Raw genomic sequence first — 19,368 nt, 5'->3', positions numbered from 1 at the left:
GGCAATCCCGGCACAGCAATGAGGGTGATGGCGGCGTCAGCGTCGACACGCCAGGGGGATCGGCAACCCTTCGGCGATCGGGAACGGGCGGAAATCGCGGCCAAAGCGGAACCTCTGGAGCTGAGGGATGCGAACCTCTAGACCCTGACGGCACAGGGTGACAGTGACCCTGGATGCTCGTTCGACACACCGCCAGAAAGGCTGGCGCTACTTGCGAAACTCCGGCGGGATCGGCAGATCCTTGGCGATGGGGGTCGGGCGGCGACCGCGGCCACGGCGGAACTTCTTGAGCTGATAGACGTAGGCCAGCACCTGGGCCACGGCGGCGAACAGCCCCTCCGGGATCTCCTGCCCTATCTCGGTGGCATGGAAGATGGCGCGGGTGAGCGGCGGCGAGGCCATGATGGGAATATCGTACTCCCGGGCGATCTCCCTTATCTTCATCGCCACCTCGTCCGTGCCCTTGGCCAGCACCTTGGGGGCCGCCCCCGGCTTGCTCGCATCGTATTTCAGCGCCACCGAGTAGTGGGTCGGGTTGGTGATCACCACGTCCGCCTTGGGCACATCCCCCATCATGCGGCGCATCGCCATCTGCATCTGCAACTGGCGGATCTTGCCCTTGACCTCGGGCTTGCCCTCGCTGTCCTTGAACTCGTCCTTGATCTCCTGCTTGGTCATCTTGAGCTGACGAGTGTGGTTCCAGGTCTGGAAGGGTACGTCGATGGCGACGATGGGGATGAGGGCGCAGCAGAGGATGATCAGCATCCAGAGCAGCAGATCCAGGGCGTCTATGATGCCGCCGGGAAAGCCCTCGAGGGAGAGATTCAGCAGATGGTTGAACTGACTGGATAGCATCCACCAGGCGAACAGGCTGATGAAGACCACCTTGGCGATGGATTTGAGCAGCTCCACCAGGGATTGCACCCCGAACATCCGCTTGAGGCCGCTCAAGGGGCTCAGCTTGCTCCACTTGGGCATCATGGCCTCGGAGGAGAAGTTCATCCCCCCGAGCAGGGTGTTGCCGACGAAGGCGGCGATGGCCACCAGCAGAAACAGCAGGCCCAGCGGCTGCGCCAGCTCCCACAGCAGGGTCGGCAGCATGACCCCCATGGCATTGGGATCGAACACCTGCTCCCGCTCCAGGGTGAAGCCGGTGGTGAGCACCTTGACCATGGCCCCCGCCAGACTCTCCTTGATCATCAGGAGACCAAAGACGGTGGCCAGCAGGACGCTGGCGGTACCCAGCTCCTTGGAGCGCGCAATCTGCCCTTTTTCCCGGGCTTGTTGCAGTCGTTTGCCCGTGGGTTGTTCGGTACGTTCCTGATCGGTATCAGCCATGCTGACCTCCGACTGGCGGGAGGCAGAGGCTCATCCGGCCAAAGGCCAGGCATGGAGGCACCTGACCGGGTTGTTCGGTACCATATGCCTGATCGGTATCAGCCATGCTGACCTCCGAGGCAGGCCGCACTTGGCGGCATGTCGCCCAGGCCGGCCATCAGGACCAAGGGGATGCCCTCAGTGCGCTCAGCCATTCTGGCCCCCGAAACAGCGCACATCGATCAGCTCGCAGCTGGTCTCCTGCACCCGCTCCCAGATGGCTTCGAAGTGCCCCATGAAGCCGCCGATGGTGAGCCAGAGGATGAAGAGACCGGACATCATGCTGACCGCGAAGCCGATGCTGAAGATGTTGAGCTGGGGGGCGGCCCGGGTCATGACCCCGAACGCGAAGTTGATGAGCAGCAGCGCGACTATGGCCGACAGGGCCATCACCAGGGAGGCCTGGTACATGACCCCGAGGAAGCTTATCAGGCTGCGGATGGCGGGCAGGGAGAGCCCGCTGTCCGACACCGGCAGGGTCTCGAAGCTCAGCACCACCATCTTGATCATCAGCAGGTGGCCATCCACCGCCAGAAACACCAGGGTCGCCAGCATCAGGTAGAACTGGCCCACCACGGGGGCGGACTGGCCGTTCATGGGATCCACCAGGGTGGCGAAACCCAGGCTGGTCTGCATGGCGATCACCTGACCCGCCATCACGAAGGTTTCCAGCAGGAACTGGGTCATCAGACCCAACGCGATGCCAATAAGCAGCTGCTGACCCAGCACCAGGAAGCTGCCGACGGAGAAGAGTTCGACCTTGGGCATGGGGGACAAGAGGGGGGCGATGATGAAGGTGATGGCGAGCGCCAGGCCCATGCGCACCCGGGCGGGGGCCAGGCGGCTGCCAAACACCGCCATCACCATCAGCAGGCTGCTGATGCGGGCAAGGGGCCAGACGATGGACGCCAGCCACTCCATGATCACCGCCGTGGTGTAGGTCATAGGGACCCCTGACTCACCCCACCACCTCGGGGATCTGGCTCACCATCAGCTGGAAGAAGTCCATCAGGCTCTGCAGCCCCCAGTGGGCGCCGAGTCCCAGGGCCAGCAGGGTCACCACCAGACGGGGCAAGAAGCTCAGGGTCTGCTCGTTGATGGAGGTCGCCGCCTGGAAGATGGCGACGACCAGGCCCACCATCAGGCTCGGCAGGATCACGGCGCAGACCATGATGGTCACCAGCCAGAGCGCCTCGCGAAACACGTCGACAAAGGTTTCAGGACTCATCGTCTCGGCTCCTCTCTATGGACCGGCTAGCCGGCACCCAGCCCGAAGCTGTTGGCCAGCGACCCCAGGATCAGGTTCCAGCCGTCTACCATGACGAACAGCATCAGCTTGAACGGCAGCGACACCAGCATGGGTGAGAGCATCATCATCCCCATGGCCATCAGGATACTCGCCACCACCAGGTCTATCACCAGGAAGGGCAGGAACAGCATGAAGCCTATCTGGAAGGCGGTCTTGAGCTCGCTGGTGACGAAGGCCGGGATCAGCACCCGCAGGGGCACGTCGGCGGGCTTGTCCACCTGCACGTTCGCTATCTCCATGAAGGTGTTGAGATCCTTGACCCGGGTCTGGGCCAGCATGAACTGGTGGATGGGCAGCTCGGCCTTCGCCAGCGCCTCCTTGGGCCCTATGGTCTCCGCCAGATAGGGCTGCAGTGCCTCCTCGTTGATGCGATCCAGCACCGGCGACATGATGAAGAACGACATGAAGAGGGCGATGCCGATCAGCACCTGGTTGGAGGGGCTCTGCTGCAGGCCGATGGCCTGACGCAGGATGCCGAGCACCACTATGATGCGGGTGAAGGAGGTCATCATGATGACCATGGCCGGCAGGAAGGAGAGCGCGGTCATCAGCGCCAGCACCTGCAGGGTCAGGCTGTACTCCTGACTGCCATCCGCCATGGTCTTGACGGTCAGCGCCGACATGCCGTCCTGGGCCAGGGCCAGGGGGGCAAGCAGGCCGAGGGACAACCAGATCCAGTTAGCTTTTTTCATGCTTGCCCATCAATTTGCCGAGCTGCTGGGAGAAGGCCTGGGGCTGGCTCTCATCCAGGGGCTCCTCCAGGCGGTAGAGAAAGTTGACCTGCTGGGGGGTCACCCCGATGAGCAGCTGCTGCTCCCCCACCTTGACCACCATCAGCTTCTCCTTGTAGCCGAGCGGCAGGGTGGCGATCACCCTCATCTGGCCGCCCCCCATGACGCTGGTGAGCTTGCTCTTCTTGAGCAGGAAGCCCAGCATCAGGATGAGGCCGATGACCATCAGGCTGGAGAGCAGCCAGGAGGTGATGCTGGGGGGATTGACCCCCTCCGCCAGCGCCGGAGAGGCGAACAGCATCAGCGCGAGGAAACGGGTCATTTGAGTTTCTTGATCCGCTCTATCTGGCTGATGACATCGGTCAACCGGATGCCGAACTTGTCGTTCACCACCACCACCTCGCCGTGGGCGATCAGGGTGCCGTTGACCAGCACGTCCAGGGGCTCGCCGGCCACCCGATCCAGCTCCACCACCGAGCCCTGGTTCAGTTGCAGCAGGTTGCGGATGCTGATCTGGCTGCGGCCCACCTCCATGGCGATGGTCACCGGAATGTCCAGAATGGTATCCAGCTTGCGCCGCTCCTCGGCACTGATGGGGGCGTCGTCTTTGAGCTCCTCCAGGGGCGCAGGCTTGGCCTCGGCCGTCACCTGCTCTTCCAGCGCGGCCGCCCAGGCGTCAGCCATCAGATCCTGCTCGTCATCGGTTCCGCTCATCTCGAATTCCTTATGCTGCTTGTTGCTGCTTAATAGTGCTTTCATGCCCGTAGTGACGGGCCGTCAATCAGGAGTGTTTATCGGCGATGCTACGCTCGAGCTCTTCCAGCTCGGCTTCGCCATCGATACGCACACCGCCGCGGGTCACCAGATGCATCTCTGTCTTGACCCCGTCAGGGCGCTTGATTTTGTCGGTGATCTTGAGCGCCACGTTCTCCTTGGTGCGCCCCATCTTGGCGTGGAAGGTGGGCAGGTCCTCCACATAGACCAGCAGGTTCTCCGGCATCTCCACCGGGATGATGTCGCCGGGTTTGAGCTCCATCAGATCCCGCAGGGTCAGCTCGGTTTCCAGCAGCTTGGCCTTGAGCTCCACCTTGACGTCCATGATCTCGTCCCGCAGCGCCTTGCTCCAGCGCACGTCCGTGTCCCCCTTGTCGCTCTGCACCCCCGCATCCAGCAGTTCGCGGATGGGTTCGAGCATGGAGTAGGGCATGGCCACGTGGAAATCGCCGCCGCCACCGTCCAACTCGATGTGGAAGGAGCTCACGACGATCACCTCGGTGGGGCTGACGATGTTCGCCATGGCCGGGTTCACCTCGGAGTCGAGGTACTCGAAGCCCACGTCCATCACGGGGGCCCAGGCATCCTTGTAATCCTCGAACACCAGCTTGAGCAGCATCTGTATGATGCGCCGCTCCGTGGGGGTGAATTCGCGCCCCTCGATCTTGGCGTGGTAACGGCCGTCACCGCCGAAGAAGTTCTCCACCAGGATGAAGACGAGGCGCGCCTCCATGGTGATGAGGGCAGTGCCCTTCAAGGGACGGAAACGCACCATGTTCAGGCTGGTGGGCACGAACAGGGTGTGTACGTACTCACCGAACTTCAGCATCTGCACGCCGTTGATGGAGACCTCGGCGGTGCGTCGCATCATGTTGAACAGGCTGATGCGCATGTGACGGGCGAAGCGCTCGTTCACCAGCTCCAGGGTCGGCATGCGGCCACGGACGATGCGGTCCTGGGAGGAGAAGTCAAACTGGGCGATGCCGGGATCCCCGGCCGCCCCTAACTCTTCCTCTTCGACATCATCGACACCGTGCAAGAGGGCATCAATTTCGTCCTGACTTAACAGATCGCTCACGCTTCACCTTTATCCATGACTATGTCGGCTCGTTACTGCATCACGAAGCCGGTAAACAACACTTGTTCTATGACGGGAGTGGCGACCAGGTCGTTGAGCACCCGGCGACACTCCTCCAGTGAATCCTTGCGCAGCTTCTCCTTGCCCTCGAAGGTCATGAGCTGCTCGGCGCTGGCGGCGCTGAAGACGCGTAGCAGGGTCCCCTCGATCAGGGGAATGTTCTGCTTGGCCAGGGTCTCGTCGGCGGCGCCCCGCACCATCAGCTGGATCTTGATCTGCACCAGTCGATCCCGCTGGCCACCCGCCACGTTGAACACGAAGGGGCGAGGCATGCCCACGTAGAGCGAGGGCTGGGGCACATTCTCTGCGGGTGTGGCCTCGGCGGCTTGTGGCGCTGGCTTGTCATCCCCGGACAGCATGAACCAGGCGCCGGCTCCCCCGCCCCCCAGCAACACAATGGCCAGGGCGATAATCATGATCAGCTTCTTTTTCTTGGCTGCCGCCGGGTCCTTCAGCGTCAGTTCGTTATCGTCTGCCATCCCTCGTCCACCCTAGTCTCAAACTTGTTCGGTATCATAAACTTACTTAAGAATGCATCAAGCATAGAAATCAATTCCGGCATCGTTTGCCGATTCCACCAGCAGACTCAGGGTGTGAGTCGTCCCCTCGGCCTCTCCCTGGCCTCGGCCACCGAAGGCACCGCTCCCCTGCTGGCCCTGCCCCCCCAGGTTCGATTGTCCCTGGGATTGCTGCTGCGCCAGTTGCCCCTGCTGCTGGGACTGTTGTTGCGACTGTTGCTGTACCTGGGTCTGACCGAGCTGGATCCCCTGCCCCGCCAGCATGTCCCGCAGGCGCGGCATGGCCTGCTCCAGCATCTCCCGGGTCTGGCCATGCTGGACCACGAAGTTGACGTTGGCCTGGCTGTCCGCCCCCATCTGGATCTGGATTTTCATCTTGCCGAGCCCAAGGGGATCGAGCTGGATCTCCGCCTGCTGCAGCTTGTCCGTCAGCATCAAGTTCACCTTCTGATGCAGCTGAACAGGGGTCTCGGGCGTGGCCAGCTTGAGGTGCGGCAGGCTCTGGGCCTCCCGTCTCGCGCCTGTCTCGGCGACGGATTTTTGCTCGGCGCTCCCCTGGGAGGCCAGCTGCTGCTGGGTGGCTGAACTCGATTCGGCCTGCTGGGCGGGCTTGGCCTCAAGCCCCGCGCTCTTGCCAACCTCGTCCAGAGACCCCTTCAATTCGGTTTTCTTGAGCTCGCTGCCGGCCTTGACCACCACGGTCGGGGTGCTCTCCATCTGCTGGATGCCGGCCGACAGGGCGGCCAGTGAGGCTTGCGGTCCCTGGGATTCGTGGCGGGCCAGGATCTGCTGCGGTGCCGCCAGCTCGGGCTCTGGGGTCGAGGTGTCAGGCACAGGCGCCGCACTGGCTTGAGCCACCGGGGTCTGACCGCTTGTGGCTCCCTCGCCCTTGGCCCCCTCCCCCTTGGCCATGGGGGCCTGGGCTGGGCCGCTCTCCCGAGTCTTGGCCCCAGGGCGCGCCTCGCCTGTCTCATAGCTACCTGCAGCAGCGGCGGTGGCACCACTCTGAGAGACCTGTGCCCCTGGCAATGCTCGGCTTTCTGCCTTGCCATCAACCCGGGCGCCCTGGCTGTCCGCCCCCAGGGTGGCGCTGGCCACCCCCTCGCCAAAAACCCTGGCAGCCTTGGCCTGCACGGCCTGCTTGCCATCGACAGTCTGTTCGGCAGAGTCGCCCTTCTCGGCAATCACACCGGCATCCCCGGCCGCCATCTTGGCCAGCTGTGCGGCTCGCTCGGGACCAGACAGGGGCTGAGTCTCAGGCTTGGACCCGGTCTCTTTGCCAGCTACCGCTTTGTCGGCGACCTGCTTGCCCGAAGCGCCCAGATCTGGGGCCTCTTCATCGGGGTTGACCCCGCCCGCCTGCGAGGGGGCGGCCGGCTTGCCGGCCAGAGCGACATCGGCGTCAGAGCCGGCGGCGCTGCCAATGCCCAGGGCCGCCGCGCTCTTTGCCGCACGGCTTGCGGCGCCGCTCTCACTGGCCGGATCGCCGGATTGTGCCAAGCCCGCCCCTATCTCGGAGCCCTGGGCCAAACCGCTTCGGGGCGAGGTCCCCTGCTGCCCGGTGCTGGCGGTGACCGGTTTGTCGGTACTGCCTTCGATGGATGGCGACTCGGGCGGCAAGTCATTGCCGTCCGGCTGGGTGGCGGGGGTCAGGTGCTGGGATGTGATCCCCTGGGGCACCACCAGGCTGGTGTCCTGGCCCAATGATGCCTGCAACTGCTGCAGGAAATCGTCGGGGGGAAGCTCGGCCTCGTCGGCCTTCTCTGACTTCTGGGAGGCGGTCTGGCTGGTCTCGTCGGCCGCCAAAGATTTGGCATCCGCGGGGGCCGCCGGTGCGCCATCCTGGCGGGCGGTCTCCTGCTGCCCGAGCTGGCGGGCCATGGCGTCGGCAAAGACGGCCTGACCCTCCCCCGGTAGCTGCAGATCCCCTTCGCTACCCAGGCGGCTTGCGGCCGGGAGCACCGAGGTGGCGGCGCCATCGACCGGTTTGGCCTGAGGGGAGGCTGTAAGCAACTGGGTCTGTATCATGCTGGGATCCCTGACGACAATCCGGTGATGACCGTTCGGCCAGAAGCTGAGACGGTCGATGAGTCGAGTTATTGACCGAAGAGAAGCAAATTACAGGCCAGAATGGTGATAGCGCCGCTGGATGGCGTAATCATCCAGCATCTTCTGCTCCTGGCGCTGGGCCTTGAGACGCAGCTTGTCCGCCTGTTTCTCCAGCAGAAGCTCGACGGCCTTGCGCCGCTGCTGCGCCTCCAGCCACTGGGTGCGGCACTGGGCCAACGCCTCGCGTACCTGCAGCACCCCCTCGTATTGCTGGGTCGCCGCATTCTCCAGCTTGTTGATGAAAGCGTGATACTGGCTGTTCTGTTGAGGGCTGATCCCCTGCAGGCCGCGATCCGTCCACTGCTGGTGATAGATCTGGCGGTACTGGTTCAACGCATTCTGCTGATCCATGAACAGCTTCAGGTCCTGCTGGGCCTTGGCCAGCGCCATGGCCGCCTGATTTTCGGCCTCCACCAATCGGGTCGCCAACAGCTCCAATCCTTTACTCATCACGGCACTCCAGCGGGGTTATCGGCTCAACGCATCAATGGCATGGCGACCATGTGCAGGGATTGCAGGCCTTCGTCATAGGGAATGACCTCGCGCATCTTCTGCTGCAAGAACTGATCCAGATAGGGTTTCTGGATGATGGCCCGATCGATGCGGGGATCCGAACCCTGGCTGTAGGCGCCTATGGTGATGAGATCCCGGTTCTGCTGGTAGAGGGAGTAGAACTGCTTGAAGGTGCGCGCCAGCTCCATGTGCTCCGGCGAGGTGACCATGGGCATGACCCGGCTGATGGACTTCTCGATGTCGATGGCCGGGTAGTGGCCCGCATCCGCCAGCTCCCGCGCCAGCACTATGTGGCCGTCGAGGATGGCCCGCGCCGCGTCGGCGATGGGATCCTGCAGATCGTCCCCCTCCGTCAGCACGGTGAAGAACGCCGTGATGGAGCCCTGGCCGTCGCTGCCGTTGCCGGCCCGCTCCACCAGCGCCGGTAATTTGGCAAACACAGAGGGCGGGTAGCCCTTGGTGGCGGGCGGCTCCCCCACCGCTAGGGCTATCTCCCGCTGGGCCTGGGCGTAACGGGTGAGGGAGTCCATCAGCAGCAGCACGTTGAGCCCCTGATCCCGGAAGTACTCGGCGATGGCCAGCGCCGTCTCGCACCCCTTGAGCCGCATCAGCGGCGAGGCATCGGCGGGCGCCGCCACCACCACGGCGCGCTCGCGCCCCTCGGCCCCGAGGATCTCCTCGATGAACTCCTTCACCTCCCGGCCCCGTTCGCCGATGAGACCCACCACCACCACATCCGCCACCGAGCCTCGGGTCATCATGCCGAGCAGCACGGATTTACCGACGCCGGAACCGGCGAACAGCCCCATGCGCTGGCCCTGACCCACGGTGAGCACGGCGTTGATGGCGCGCACTCCCACGTCCATCGGCTGATGGATGGGGCGGCGAGCGAGCGGATTGATGCGGTGCTGGGCGAACTGCACCGTCTGGGAGGAGAGGATGGGGCCGAGCCCGTCCAGGGGCTGGCCGATGCCGTCGATGACCCGGCCGAGCAGGTTCATCCCCACCGGGATGCCGTGCTCCTCGGTGATGGGCACCACCCGGGCACCCGGGATGACCCCCTTGAGCTGTTCGCTCGGCATCAGGAAGAGGCGATCGCCGGAGAAGCCGACCACCTCGGCCTCCAGGGCCCCCTCCTGGGTATCGATGCGGCACAGGGCACCGATGGCGGCACGGCAGCCTATGGCCTCCAGGGTCAGCCCCACCACCCGGGTCAGCTTGCCCGCCACCGGCGGCGTGGGGCCGACCTCGCGCACCCGGTAGGCTTGCAGTCGATTGAGCAGGGACGCAGTCATGAGGCCTCCGAAGGGATGAAAATAGATGACCAGAGGGAGGCTGACATCACCTCATCATCCCTCACCTGAAATACTGTGGGGTCAGCCGGCACCGGGTAGCGAGGGGACATCAGTCGGCGTTGTCCCGCAGGAAGCTGCGCAGCAGCTGTTCGATGCGCCCCGCCAGGGTCAGATCGATGCTGGAGAGTTCGGTGGCCAATTGCAGATCCCCGGGGGAGAGGGTGGGTTCACCCAGCAGCCGCCAATGGCGTCTGGCGCACTCCTCGGCGCCGAAGGCCTCCTCGACCCGGGCCACGTCGTCCGGGTGCAGCATCAGGGTGACGCCGTGCTCGGCGGCAGGCAGCAGGGAGAGCCCCTGCTTGAGCGCCTCCAGCAACAGCCTGGGGGAGGTTTCGGCCTCGTGACGGATGAGGGCGCGGGCGAGCTGCTGCACCAGGCTGATGAGCTGCTGCTCCACGGCGGCGTCCAGCTCGCTCAGGGGGTTGGCGAGGCGATCCGCCAGCCCCTGCCAGTGGGCAATCTGCTGCTCCACCTGCTCGCGGCCCATGGCGAGCCCCTCTTCCCTGCCCTGCTCGAGCCCCGCCTGATGGCCCTGCTGCAAGCCTTCCAGCTTGCCCTCCTCCAGCCCCTTGGCAAAACCGGCCTCGCGTCCCTCGGCCATCCCCTCCTCCCAGGCGGCCTGGCTAATGGCTTCCAGCTCCTCGGCCGTGATGCTGGGAGCGGGTTCTTCCTCGGGCTCGGGGTCTGGGGTCTCGACTTCCTGCTCCTGCCGATACCAATCCGGGCTGAGCCCCAGGGCGTTGCTCTGGATCTCGGACTCGACCTCCATCTCGGGCCAGCCCCAGGCCTGCGCCGGCAACTCGTCCGGCTCGGGCCTGACGTAACCGCGCAGCTTGTTATTCTTGTTATTCATGCTCTGGCAGCACTCCTCACCGGGATGATATGGCGTGACAATTCAAGGGTGACAGGCCAGGACATCATAGGAACTCTTCGCCACCACCGGCCCCCAGCATGATCTCCCCCGCATCCGCCAGACGACGGGCGATGGAGAGGATCTCCTTCTGGGCGGCCTCCACTTCGGAGACCCGGATCGGCCCCATGGCCTCCAGATCGTCCGCCAGCATCTCGGCGGCCCGCTTGGACATGTTCTTGAACACCTTCTCCCGCATCTGATCGTCGGAGCCCTTGAGGGCCCGTTGCAGCAGATCCCCCGGCACTTCCCGCAGCAGGGTCTGGATACCGCGATCGTCCACGTCGATGAGGTTCTCGAACACGAACATCAGATCCTGGATCTGCTGGCTCATCTCCTCGTCCGAGTCGCGGATGGAGTCCATCAGCTGACCCTCGATGTTGGTGTCGAGGTAGTTCATGATGTTGGCGGCAGCCTTGAGGCCACCCATCTTGGCGGCCTGAGCCCCGGCCGCACCGGCGAACTGCTTCTCCATGATGTCGTTCAACTCTTGCAGGGCCGCCGGTTGCACCTCTTCCAGGTTGGCGATACGCATCACCAGATCCAGGCGCACCTGCTCCGGGAACTGGCTCAGGATCTCCGCCGACTGCTCCGGCTCCAGGTAGGACAACACGATCGTCTGGATCTGCGGGTGTTCGTTCTGGATGATGCTGGCCACCTGGCGCGCATCCATCCACTTGAGGGAGTCGAGGCCACGGGCCCCTGACCCCAGGATGATCTGATCCACCAGGTTGCTGGCCTTATCCTCCCCGAGCGCCGCCACCAGGGCCTTGCGCACGAAGTCTTCGCTGCCGATGCCGATGTTGGTGTACTTCTGGATATCGTCGATAAATTGACGATGCACCGCCGCCACCCGGTCGTGACTGAAATCCGACATGGAGGCCATGGACATGCCGAGCCGCTGCACCTGCTTGGGCTCGAGGTGGCGGAAGATCTGGGCCGCGTCCTCTTCGTTGAGGCTCAGCATCAGTACGGCCGCCATCTCCATCCCGCTCATCTGATCCAGGATCAGGCGCTGGCTGTCGGTAATCTCGTTACCGGTGACTTGGTTCTTGTTCTCTTCAGGCATCTCGGTTCGTTACCCATTCTTTAATGACCTGAGCGGCCAGATCCGGTTCATTCGCCACCAGCGCACGCACCGCCTTGAGCAAGTCTTCATCCTTGTGCAGATCCGGCAGCTTCAGGTGGCCATCGCGCACCCCGAAGATGGGCTCGGCTTCCGCCTGGGCCGCCAGCAGGCTGAGCTCGTCATCCCCGCCCAGCACTATGCTGTTGTCCAGATCCAGCTCCCCTTCCGGTCTCGCATCCGGGTAGAGCAGGCGTTTGAGCATGGGCCTGACCACGGTGACGATCAGCACTATGATGACCAGCACAGAGGCGGCGATGCGCACCGCACGCCAGAACCAGGGCTGCTCGTAGAGCGGGATGTCGGCCACGGCCTCGAGTTCGGGGCGGTTGAACGGGATGGCGACCACCTCCAGGGTATCCCCCCGGGTCACGTCGAAGCCGAGGCCGCCGCTCAGCAGCCGGCGCAGGGTATCGAGCTCGGCCTGGGTGCGGGGCTCCCGGGTGACGGCACCCTCGGCACCCGGGGTCGCCTTGTAATCCACCGCCACCGACACTGTCATGCGGCGGATGCCGCCCTGCTGGCGCCGGATGTGGCTGATAGTGCTGTCCAGTTCGAAGTTGCGGGTCGCCTCCTTGCGGGAGCGGCCGCTCGACGCGGCGCTGCCGTCCGCGGCGGTCGCCTCCTGGGGAATGCTGGAGGCCGCCGGGGGCTGGTTGGAGAGGGCGCCGGGCACGCCGCCATTGCTGCCGCCCGAGCTGTTCTCCTCCACCGTCATCTCGGAACGCACCGCGGGCAAGTCCGGGTTGAAGGTCTTGCGGGTCTGCTCCTGCTGGGAGAAGTCGAGGGAGAGATCCACCTCGGCGGTGTAGTTGTCCGCCCCGAGCACCGGGATCAGGATGGCGTCAATTTTTTGTTTGTACTCCAGCTCCTGCTTCTGCTGCATCGCAAACTCTTTGCGGGTCTGGGCGGAGAGGGGATCCTGGGAGCCGGAGTTGAGCAGGCGGCCGTTCTGGTCCGTGACCGTGACCCGGGTCGGCTCGAGGCCGTGGACGGCGGAGGCCACCATGTCGACGATGGAGTCCACCTCACCCTGGCCGAGGGCGCTGCCCCGCAGGCTCAGCACCACGGTCGCACTCGGCTTGCGCTCGTTGCGGGCGAACACGTTGTCTTTGGGAATGGCCAGCAGCACCTGGGCCTTGGCCACGTTCTGGAACTGCTCGATGGCGCTCGCCAGCTGGCGCTCGCGGCTGAGCTTGAGACGCTCCCCCTCCATGCGCTGGCTGACGCCGAAGCTGGAGTCCTTGAGCAGGATGGACTCGCCGTCGTTGCTCACGTCGTTGCTGCTGGCGAGGCCGGCCCGGGTGAGGCGCAGGCGGATGTCCGCATAGTTCTCGGCGCTGACCAGCACGCTCTTGCCATCCACCTGATAGGGGATCTTCTGCTGATCGAGGTAGTCGAGGGTGGAGACCAGCTCCTGGGTGTTGAAGGTGCCGAGGGGACGCATCTCCGGCTCCTTGCCCCACAGCAGGATGAAGACGGCGATGGCCAGACAGATGGTCAGCCCCAGGATCAGGGTGATCTGGCGCAGCACGTCCGTGTTGGAGAGGAACCCCAGCGCCGAGCTCTTCTGCTCTTGCTCATCCAGGGTCGCCGCCCCTTCGTTGTTGATCAGCAGATCGCCGTTTTGATCGTTAGCCACGGTTTATGTCCTTATTGCTGACATGTTCATGATGCTCAGTCGCCATGGGCCGCTTATACCGGCATGTTCATGATGGTCTTATAGGCATCGACCATCTTGTTGCGCACCTGGACCGTCGCCTCGAAGGCGATGGAGGATTTCTGGCCGGCGATCATCACCTCGGAGAGATCCACCGACTTGTCGCCGAGATCGAAGCGGGTGCGCAGATCGTTGGCGCTGCCTTGCAACTCGTTGACGTTGTCGAGGGCCAGCTTGAGCATCTGGCCGAAATCAGAGCTGACCGGGCGACCGGGCTGGGCCAGCGGGGTCGCCCCCGCCTCGACCTTGAGTGCCTGCATCTCTTGCATCAGGCTGCTTGCACTTATTTCCATCTTTCATCCCCAGACAAATCATTGACGCTGACAGGCTTGAAGCAATAAGGGTGCCAACCAGGGCGATTCGCTGGGATCAAGAGTGAAAGCGGCGGGGTGAGCAGGCCGGTGGTGACCGGCCATCGGGGATCAGATCGCGGGCCAGGGCTGCTTGCCCAGCAGCAGCAGCAGGTAACTCAGGTGCAGATCGTAGTGTTCGCCGGCGGGCAACTTGGCCAGCACCTCATCGCGCAGATAATGCGCCTTGGCATTCGCCTCCTCGGGAGCCACCAGTCCCACGGCCACCAGCTTGACCATGATGGCGTGGGAGAGGGCCAGGCTGGCCTCATCGGCCTCTCCCCAGCCGAACCGACCCTGGTGGCCAGCGGGCGTCACGCAAGGCTCGAGCGGAGCAACCCTATCCCCCCACACCCAGAAGGCCGTGGGGATCCCATCCTGCAACCGCAGAGAGATGCTCTGCTTGTCCCACTCCCGGCTCTGGGCCGCCATCACATCCTGTTCGGGCTCATGGGCCATATCCTCTCCTTGTCCTGGGACCTTGTCAGCATGCGCCCATAAAAAGAGGGCCGAAGGCCCCCTTTTTACTGCAAGTCCGCGGATTTAAAAAGACGTTGCCGCACTGTGATCGCAGAAAAACCTGCACCCGCTCAAGGGCTGCACCATCACTTGTTCAGATCATCGTCCAGCCAGTACTTGGAGCCGGAGATATTGGCGTCAAGCAGCAGCCCCTTCTCCCCAATCTGGTAGATGGCCATGCCGCCATTGTACTTGGCGGTGAGCTCGGCACTCTCCTTGCCCGCCACGGCCCCTACCTCCGAGGTGGCCTCCCAGCCCTGATTGACGAAGGCATCGAAGCGGGTCTTGTCCTCAAACAGGATCACCTGCTGATAGAACTTGCCGCCGAGTCCGGCCGCCAGACCCGCACCGAACATCTTCATATAGGTGTGCTTGCCGGTTTTGCGGTTGACCGCCACCCCCGCGCCCTGGTTCGTGTGGATCATCAGGGAGAACTTGCGAGAGTCGAACACCGCATAGCCATAAGCCTTGTCAAACAGCAGCTTGGCGGAGGGTTGTTCGTTGAACAGCCGCACCAGGGCGGTGTCGGCCATGGTATCCAGGGCGGTACGCGCCTCGGCGGGGGTCTTGGGCTCCAGCATGGTGTCGAGCTTCTTGTCGGCGGTGTTCAGCCACTCCTTGCCGGTGGCCGCGCTCTCTTCGGTCCAAGCCCCCGCCTTGTTATAGGCATCGGATCCCCAGGTGGAGACGGACTCCCAGGTCGCCTTGGAGAAGTCGGTGATCCCCTTCCACGCCTCCTTGCTGGTGTCGCTCACCGCGGTGCCGAGCTCGGAGGCGGCCTCCTTCAACTTGGCCCAGTCGGCGTGGCTGGGGGGGGATGCCAGCACCAGGGCGGCGGCAATCAGCCAGGTTTGGCTCTTCATGGTCTACTCCTTCTGCTCGTCAGCGAGTCATTACCCTATCAGATTTAATCCTACGTCAAAACGCATCCCGTTCACGACTATGCCTTGTGGCTCAATCACCTGCGCCGCTCGCCCACCAGCGCATCATGGCGACCCTGGCGTTTCCCACCGCCCTCCCCGGGAGGAAGTGAGGCTGCCGTCATCGGACGATAACTGTCACCGGCGCCAGCGGAGATCTCCCTCTTCATGGCCGGTGCAGGGGGGAGGAAGCCGTAAATATTGTTCGGCCAGAGACCCCCGGTTGTATAGTTTTTGGTTAGCCATTCCGGTAAAATCCGCGCCCTTATAATAGAGCCACCTAAGAGTGATTGAGCGATGTCCAACACAAAACAGGCCCCCAAAGTAGGATTCGTCTCCTTGGGTTGCCCCAAAAACCTGGTCGATTCCGAGCGCATCCTGACCCAGCTGCGTACCGAAGGGTACGATGTGGTGCCCAGCTATGAAGATGCGGAGCTGGTGGTGGTCAACACCTGCGGTTTCATCGACAGTGCGGTACAGGAATCCCTGGAAGCCATCGGCGAGGCCCTGGCCGAGAACGGCAAGGTGATCGTCACCGGTTGCCTCGGCGCCAAAGAGAACCAGATCCGCGAGATCCACCCCAAGGTGCTCGAGATCACCGGTCCCCACGCCTATGAAGAGGTGCTGGGCCACGTCCACAAGTACGTGGAAAAACCGACTCACAACCCCTTCACCAGCCTGGTGCCGGCCCATGGGGTCAAGCTGACCCCCCGTCACTACGCCTATCTGAAAATTTCCGAAGGCTGCAACCACCGCTGCACCTTCTGCATCATTCCCTCCATGCGCGGGGATCTGGTGAGCCGCCCCATCGGCGAGGTGCTGGCCGAGGCCAAGCGCCTGAAAGAGGCCGGCGTGAAGGAGATCCTGGTGATCTCCCAGGACACCTCAGCCTACGGCGTGGACGTCAAGCACCGTACCGGTTTCTACGACGGCATGCCGGTCAAGACCAGCATGGTGGCCCTGTGCGAGGAGCTGGCCAAGCTCGGCATGTGGGTGCGCCTGCACTACGTCTACCCCTACCCACACGTGGATGACGTCATCCCGCTGATGCGCGACGGCAAGGTACTGCCCTACCTGGACATCCCGCTGCAGCACGCCAGCCCGCGCATCCTGAAACTGATGAAGCGCCCGGGCACGGTCGAGCGCACCCTGGAGCGCATCCAGAAGTGGCGCGAGATCTGCCCCGAGATCACATTGCGTTCCACCTTCATCGTCGGCTTCCCCGGCGAGACCGAGGAAGAGTTCCAGATGCTGCTGGACTTCATCGACAAGGCGGAGCTGGATCGGGTCGGCTGCTTCAAGTACAGCCCGGTCGAGGGTGCCAAGGCCAACGAGCTGCCGGACCCGGTGCCGGCAGAGATCCAGGAAGAGCGCTTCCAGCGCTTCATGGAGCTGCAGCAGCAGGTTTCCATCCGCAAGCTGGCCCGCAAGGTGGGTCAGGAGATGACAGTCCTCATCGACGAGGTGGACGAAGAGGGCGCCACCGGCCGATCCTTCGCCGATGCCCCCGAGATCGACGGCCTGGTCTACCTGAACGGTGAGACCGACCTCAAGCCCGGCGACATGGTCAAGGTTCGCATCGACGAGGCGGACGAGTACGACCTCTGGGCCAGCCTGATCGACTAAGGCGAGCCGCCTCGGCAGCCATGCCGCTGCCAACAAGCCAGTCAGTCCTGCTGACTGGCTTTTTTATTGCCCGCCGACGTCCAGTCCCTGGGGTCACCCCTACCGCTTGCGGTCAGCCCGACCACACGTCCTCTCAATCCGTTTCACTCCATTCCAATCTGCTCGACTCGACCCCTGAAGGGGGATGGGATGACCTTCTGCCCCCTCCGTGACCCAGCGCACAATCTCGAAGTGCTTTGCGGCTTGCTTGTTTCATGCTCAAAAAAAAGCCACCAACCAGGGGGAAAAACGAGCACGATCCAGTTCACAGTATCGTCTTTGAACTGTCATAAAGGGTGACTTGGTGTTTCTTGAGAATTAATGTAACCATATAATTTTAAAAGCTTAAAAGCACAGTTTGACGATATTGACGAGCCGTCTTGGGTTTTTACGATATCGACGAAATGAAGAGTTGTTGTTTTCCTGTTAATTCTGCTTTTCTAAGGGCGTTGGACGACACAACTACAAGGGTGCAAAACCTGACCAACATAGAGGGCCGATGTCCAAGCATGCGATATCGGTGCTCCATTCCAAAACCATGGAAGACCAATAAGAAAGGAAAAAATATGCTTGCCAAAGTATCCAAAATCGCTACCTCAGTCATGCTGGGGACCCTGCTCGCCGGCATGACCGGCACAGCCATGGCCGCCGAGAACAAGACGGTGCTGACCCTGGTTGCCCAGCAGGAAACCGCATGGGTGAAAAACTTCAACCCCTTCCTGCAGGCCGGTCTGCTGCACACTACCCGTCACTTCATCTATGAGCCGCTGGTGATCTTCAACGATATGCAGGGTGGCAAACCCGTCTATCGTCTGGCCACCAACTATGCCTTCAGCGATGATCTGAAGTCCGTCACCTTCGATCTGCGCGAAGGGGTCAAGTGGTCCGATGGTGAAGCCTTCACCGCCGACGACATCCTCTTCTCCTTCAACCTGGTCAAGGCCAACAAGGCGCTGGATGAGCGCTCCATCTGGACTCAGATCAAGGGTGTCGAGAAGCTGGGGGATCACAAGGTCAAGTTCGACCTGGCCGAGGTGAACACCAACGTGGTGAACGACCTGGTACTGGTGCCCATAGTGCCGGAGCACCAGTGGAAGTCCGTCAAGGATCCGGTGGCCTTCACCAACGACAAGCCGGTCGGTACCGGTCCCTTCACCGAAGTGGACAACTTCTCCGCCCAGCTCTATACCCAGTGCCGCAACCCGCACTACTGGGATAACGCCAGCCTCTCCATCGACTGCCTGCGCATGCCGCAGATGGCCACCAACGACCAGGTGCTGGCCGCCGTGATGAAGGGTGACGTGGACTGGTTCGGTTCCTTCGTGCCGGACATCGAGCGCCTCTACGTCGGCAACGATCCGAAGAACAACAAGTACTGGTTCCCCGCCTCCGGCACAGTGGCGTTCAACGTCAACTTCCAGAGCAAGAATCCGGGCAACCACGAAGCCTTCAACGACATCAACTTCCGTCGCGCCTTCTCCATGGCCATGGACCGTCAGTCCATGGTGGACATCGCGGGCTACGGCTACCCGACCGTCAACGAGTATCCGTCCGGCCTCGGCAAGGCGTTCGCCTCCTGGGACAACCCGGACGTCGAGAAGAAGTACGGCAAGTACAACAAATTCGACCTGGAAGGTGCCAAGGCACTGCTGAAAGAGGCGGGCTACAAGGACTGTGACGGCGACAAGTTCCTCGACACCCCGAGCTGCAAGAAGATCGAGTTCAAGGTGCTGGTACCGAACGGCTGGACCGACTGGGTCAACACCGTCCAGATCGGGGTCGAAGGCCTGCAGGCCCTGGGCCTGAACGCCAAGACCTCCACCCCGGAAGCCACCGTCTGGACCGAGAACCTGATCACCGGTGACTTCGACGTCGCCCTGCAGGGTTACTTCGCCGGTGCCAACCCGCACAAGTACTTCGAGACCGCCTTCCACTCCCGCAACATGGGTGAGCGCGGCAACCGCTTCGCGGCGCCTCGCTACAAAGATCCGGCGCTGGACAAGCTGATCGACGACTTCACCCAGACCGCCGATGCGGCCAAGCAGAAAGAGATCATGTTTGCCATCCAGGAGCGTGTCGGGGCCAACCAGACCATCATCCCTGTGTTCAACAACCCGACCTGGTACGAGTACAGCACCAAGCGCTTCAATGGCTGGTTCAGTGCCGACAACCCGGTTGCCAAGCCGCAGGTACACCCGGATACCCCGGAGCGTCTGCTGCACGTGTTGTCACTCAAGCCAAACAGCTAATCTCCCCGGCCCCCTGCGGGGGGCCCTCTTCCCCGCCCTCACTTCATCCCCCGGCTCTCGCGGGGTTGGGGTAGCTTTGCCCGGC

The 19,368-nt window shown here is 63.0% G+C and carries 19 protein-coding genes; 2 read left to right on the top strand and 17 right to left on the bottom strand.

Annotated elements, in window-relative coordinates:
• Window positions 1-207: 207 nt before the first annotated feature.
• The 17 genes from flhB to befA all read right to left on the bottom strand — a co-directional run bounded on the left by flhB (window position 208) and on the right by befA (window position 15,312).
• Complete coding sequence (flhB, locus tag ACRCYW_RS03130; RefSeq protein ID WP_438548723.1) at window positions 208-1,338, bottom strand: flagellar biosynthesis protein FlhB; 1,131 nt, start codon at window positions 1,336-1,338, stop codon at window positions 208-210.
• Window positions 1,339-1,524: 186 nt separating this feature from the next.
• Window positions 1,525-2,322 (bottom strand): flagellar biosynthetic protein FliR, encoded by a 798-nt coding sequence (fliR, locus tag ACRCYW_RS03125; RefSeq protein ID WP_438548722.1) that lies wholly within the window; start codon window positions 2,320-2,322, stop codon window positions 1,525-1,527.
• A gap of 13 nt (window positions 2,323-2,335) precedes the next feature.
• The gene (gene fliQ / locus ACRCYW_RS03120; protein WP_438548721.1) at window positions 2,336-2,605 is read right to left on the bottom strand and encodes a flagellar biosynthesis protein FliQ; all 270 of its coding nucleotides are present in this window, start codon (window positions 2,603-2,605) and stop codon (window positions 2,336-2,338) included.
• Between the two features lie 26 nt (window positions 2,606-2,631).
• The gene (fliP, locus tag ACRCYW_RS03115) at window positions 2,632-3,378 is read right to left on the bottom strand and encodes a flagellar type III secretion system pore protein FliP (protein ID WP_438548720.1); all 747 of its coding nucleotides are present in this window, start codon (window positions 3,376-3,378) and stop codon (window positions 2,632-2,634) included.
• Window positions 3,365-3,739 (bottom strand): flagellar biosynthetic protein FliO, encoded by a 375-nt coding sequence (fliO, locus tag ACRCYW_RS03110; RefSeq protein ID WP_438548719.1) that lies wholly within the window; start codon window positions 3,737-3,739, stop codon window positions 3,365-3,367. Before fliO ends, fliP begins: the two co-directional genes overlap by 14 nt.
• Window positions 3,736-4,131 (bottom strand): flagellar motor switch protein FliN, encoded by a 396-nt coding sequence (fliN, locus tag ACRCYW_RS03105; protein ID WP_025326247.1) that lies wholly within the window; start codon window positions 4,129-4,131, stop codon window positions 3,736-3,738. The genes fliO and fliN overlap by 4 nt, the downstream gene beginning before the upstream one ends.
• A gap of 67 nt (window positions 4,132-4,198) precedes the next feature.
• Entirely contained in the window at window positions 4,199-5,269 is a 1,071-nt protein-coding gene (gene fliM, locus ACRCYW_RS03100) for a flagellar motor switch protein FliM (RefSeq protein ID WP_438548718.1), read from the bottom strand.
• A gap of 32 nt (window positions 5,270-5,301) precedes the next feature.
• Window positions 5,302-5,808 carry a flagellar basal body-associated protein FliL gene (gene fliL, locus ACRCYW_RS03095; protein ID WP_438548717.1) on the bottom strand — a complete coding sequence of 169 codons (507 nt, stop codon included), beginning with the start codon at window positions 5,806-5,808 and terminating at the stop codon, window positions 5,302-5,304.
• Between the two features lie 57 nt (window positions 5,809-5,865).
• A complete protein-coding gene (locus ACRCYW_RS03090; protein ID WP_438548716.1) occupies window positions 5,866-7,875 on the bottom strand; it encodes a flagellar hook-length control protein FliK in 2,010 nt (669 codons plus the stop codon).
• A gap of 90 nt (window positions 7,876-7,965) precedes the next feature.
• Window positions 7,966-8,406, bottom strand: coding sequence for a flagellar export protein FliJ (gene fliJ, locus ACRCYW_RS03085; protein ID WP_434663442.1), 441 nt, complete (start codon window positions 8,404-8,406; stop codon window positions 7,966-7,968).
• A 26-nt stretch (window positions 8,407-8,432) separates the two neighbouring features.
• Complete coding sequence (gene fliI / locus ACRCYW_RS03080) at window positions 8,433-9,764, bottom strand: flagellar protein export ATPase FliI (protein WP_438548715.1); 1,332 nt, start codon at window positions 9,762-9,764, stop codon at window positions 8,433-8,435.
• 109 nt (window positions 9,765-9,873) lie between these two features.
• Window positions 9,874-10,677, bottom strand: a complete 804-nt coding sequence (gene fliH, locus ACRCYW_RS03075) for a flagellar assembly protein FliH (protein WP_438548714.1) — start codon at window positions 10,675-10,677, stop codon at window positions 9,874-9,876.
• A 64-nt stretch (window positions 10,678-10,741) separates the two neighbouring features.
• Window positions 10,742-11,803 (bottom strand): flagellar motor switch protein FliG, encoded by a 1,062-nt coding sequence (gene fliG / locus ACRCYW_RS03070; RefSeq protein ID WP_438548713.1) that lies wholly within the window; start codon window positions 11,801-11,803, stop codon window positions 10,742-10,744.
• Window positions 11,796-13,502 carry a flagellar basal-body MS-ring/collar protein FliF gene (gene fliF / locus ACRCYW_RS03065; RefSeq protein WP_438548712.1) on the bottom strand — a complete coding sequence of 569 codons (1,707 nt, stop codon included), beginning with the start codon at window positions 13,500-13,502 and terminating at the stop codon, window positions 11,796-11,798. Before fliF ends, fliG begins: the two co-directional genes overlap by 8 nt.
• A gap of 53 nt (window positions 13,503-13,555) precedes the next feature.
• Complete coding sequence (gene fliE / locus ACRCYW_RS03060; protein ID WP_349918868.1) at window positions 13,556-13,873, bottom strand: flagellar hook-basal body complex protein FliE; 318 nt, start codon at window positions 13,871-13,873, stop codon at window positions 13,556-13,558.
• A 129-nt stretch (window positions 13,874-14,002) separates the two neighbouring features.
• Window positions 14,003-14,389, bottom strand: coding sequence for a hypothetical protein (locus ACRCYW_RS03055; protein WP_438548711.1), 387 nt, complete (start codon window positions 14,387-14,389; stop codon window positions 14,003-14,005).
• 146 nt (window positions 14,390-14,535) lie between these two features.
• Window positions 14,536-15,312, bottom strand: a complete 777-nt coding sequence (gene befA, locus ACRCYW_RS03050) for a beta cell expansion factor BefA (RefSeq protein WP_438548710.1) — start codon at window positions 15,310-15,312, stop codon at window positions 14,536-14,538.
• A 354-nt stretch (window positions 15,313-15,666) separates the two neighbouring features.
• Here befA and rimO point away from each other — a divergent pair, with 354 nt between their 5' ends.
• A complete protein-coding gene (gene rimO, locus ACRCYW_RS03045; RefSeq protein WP_438548709.1) occupies window positions 15,667-16,995 on the top strand; it encodes a 30S ribosomal protein S12 methylthiotransferase RimO in 1,329 nt (442 codons plus the stop codon).
• Between the two features lie 605 nt (window positions 16,996-17,600).
• Entirely contained in the window at window positions 17,601-19,283 is a 1,683-nt protein-coding gene (locus ACRCYW_RS03040) for an ABC transporter substrate-binding protein (RefSeq protein ID WP_438548708.1), read from the top strand.
• Window positions 19,284-19,368 lie beyond the last annotated feature (85 nt).

Origin of the sequence: Aeromonas sp., from assembly GCF_051657805.1 — a bacterium.
In the GTDB taxonomy this organism is placed as follows: domain Bacteria; phylum Pseudomonadota; class Gammaproteobacteria; order Enterobacterales; family Aeromonadaceae; genus Aeromonas.
The sequence above is the reverse complement of the archived record's forward strand: the minus strand, read 5'-3'. Positions and strand labels throughout refer to the sequence as shown.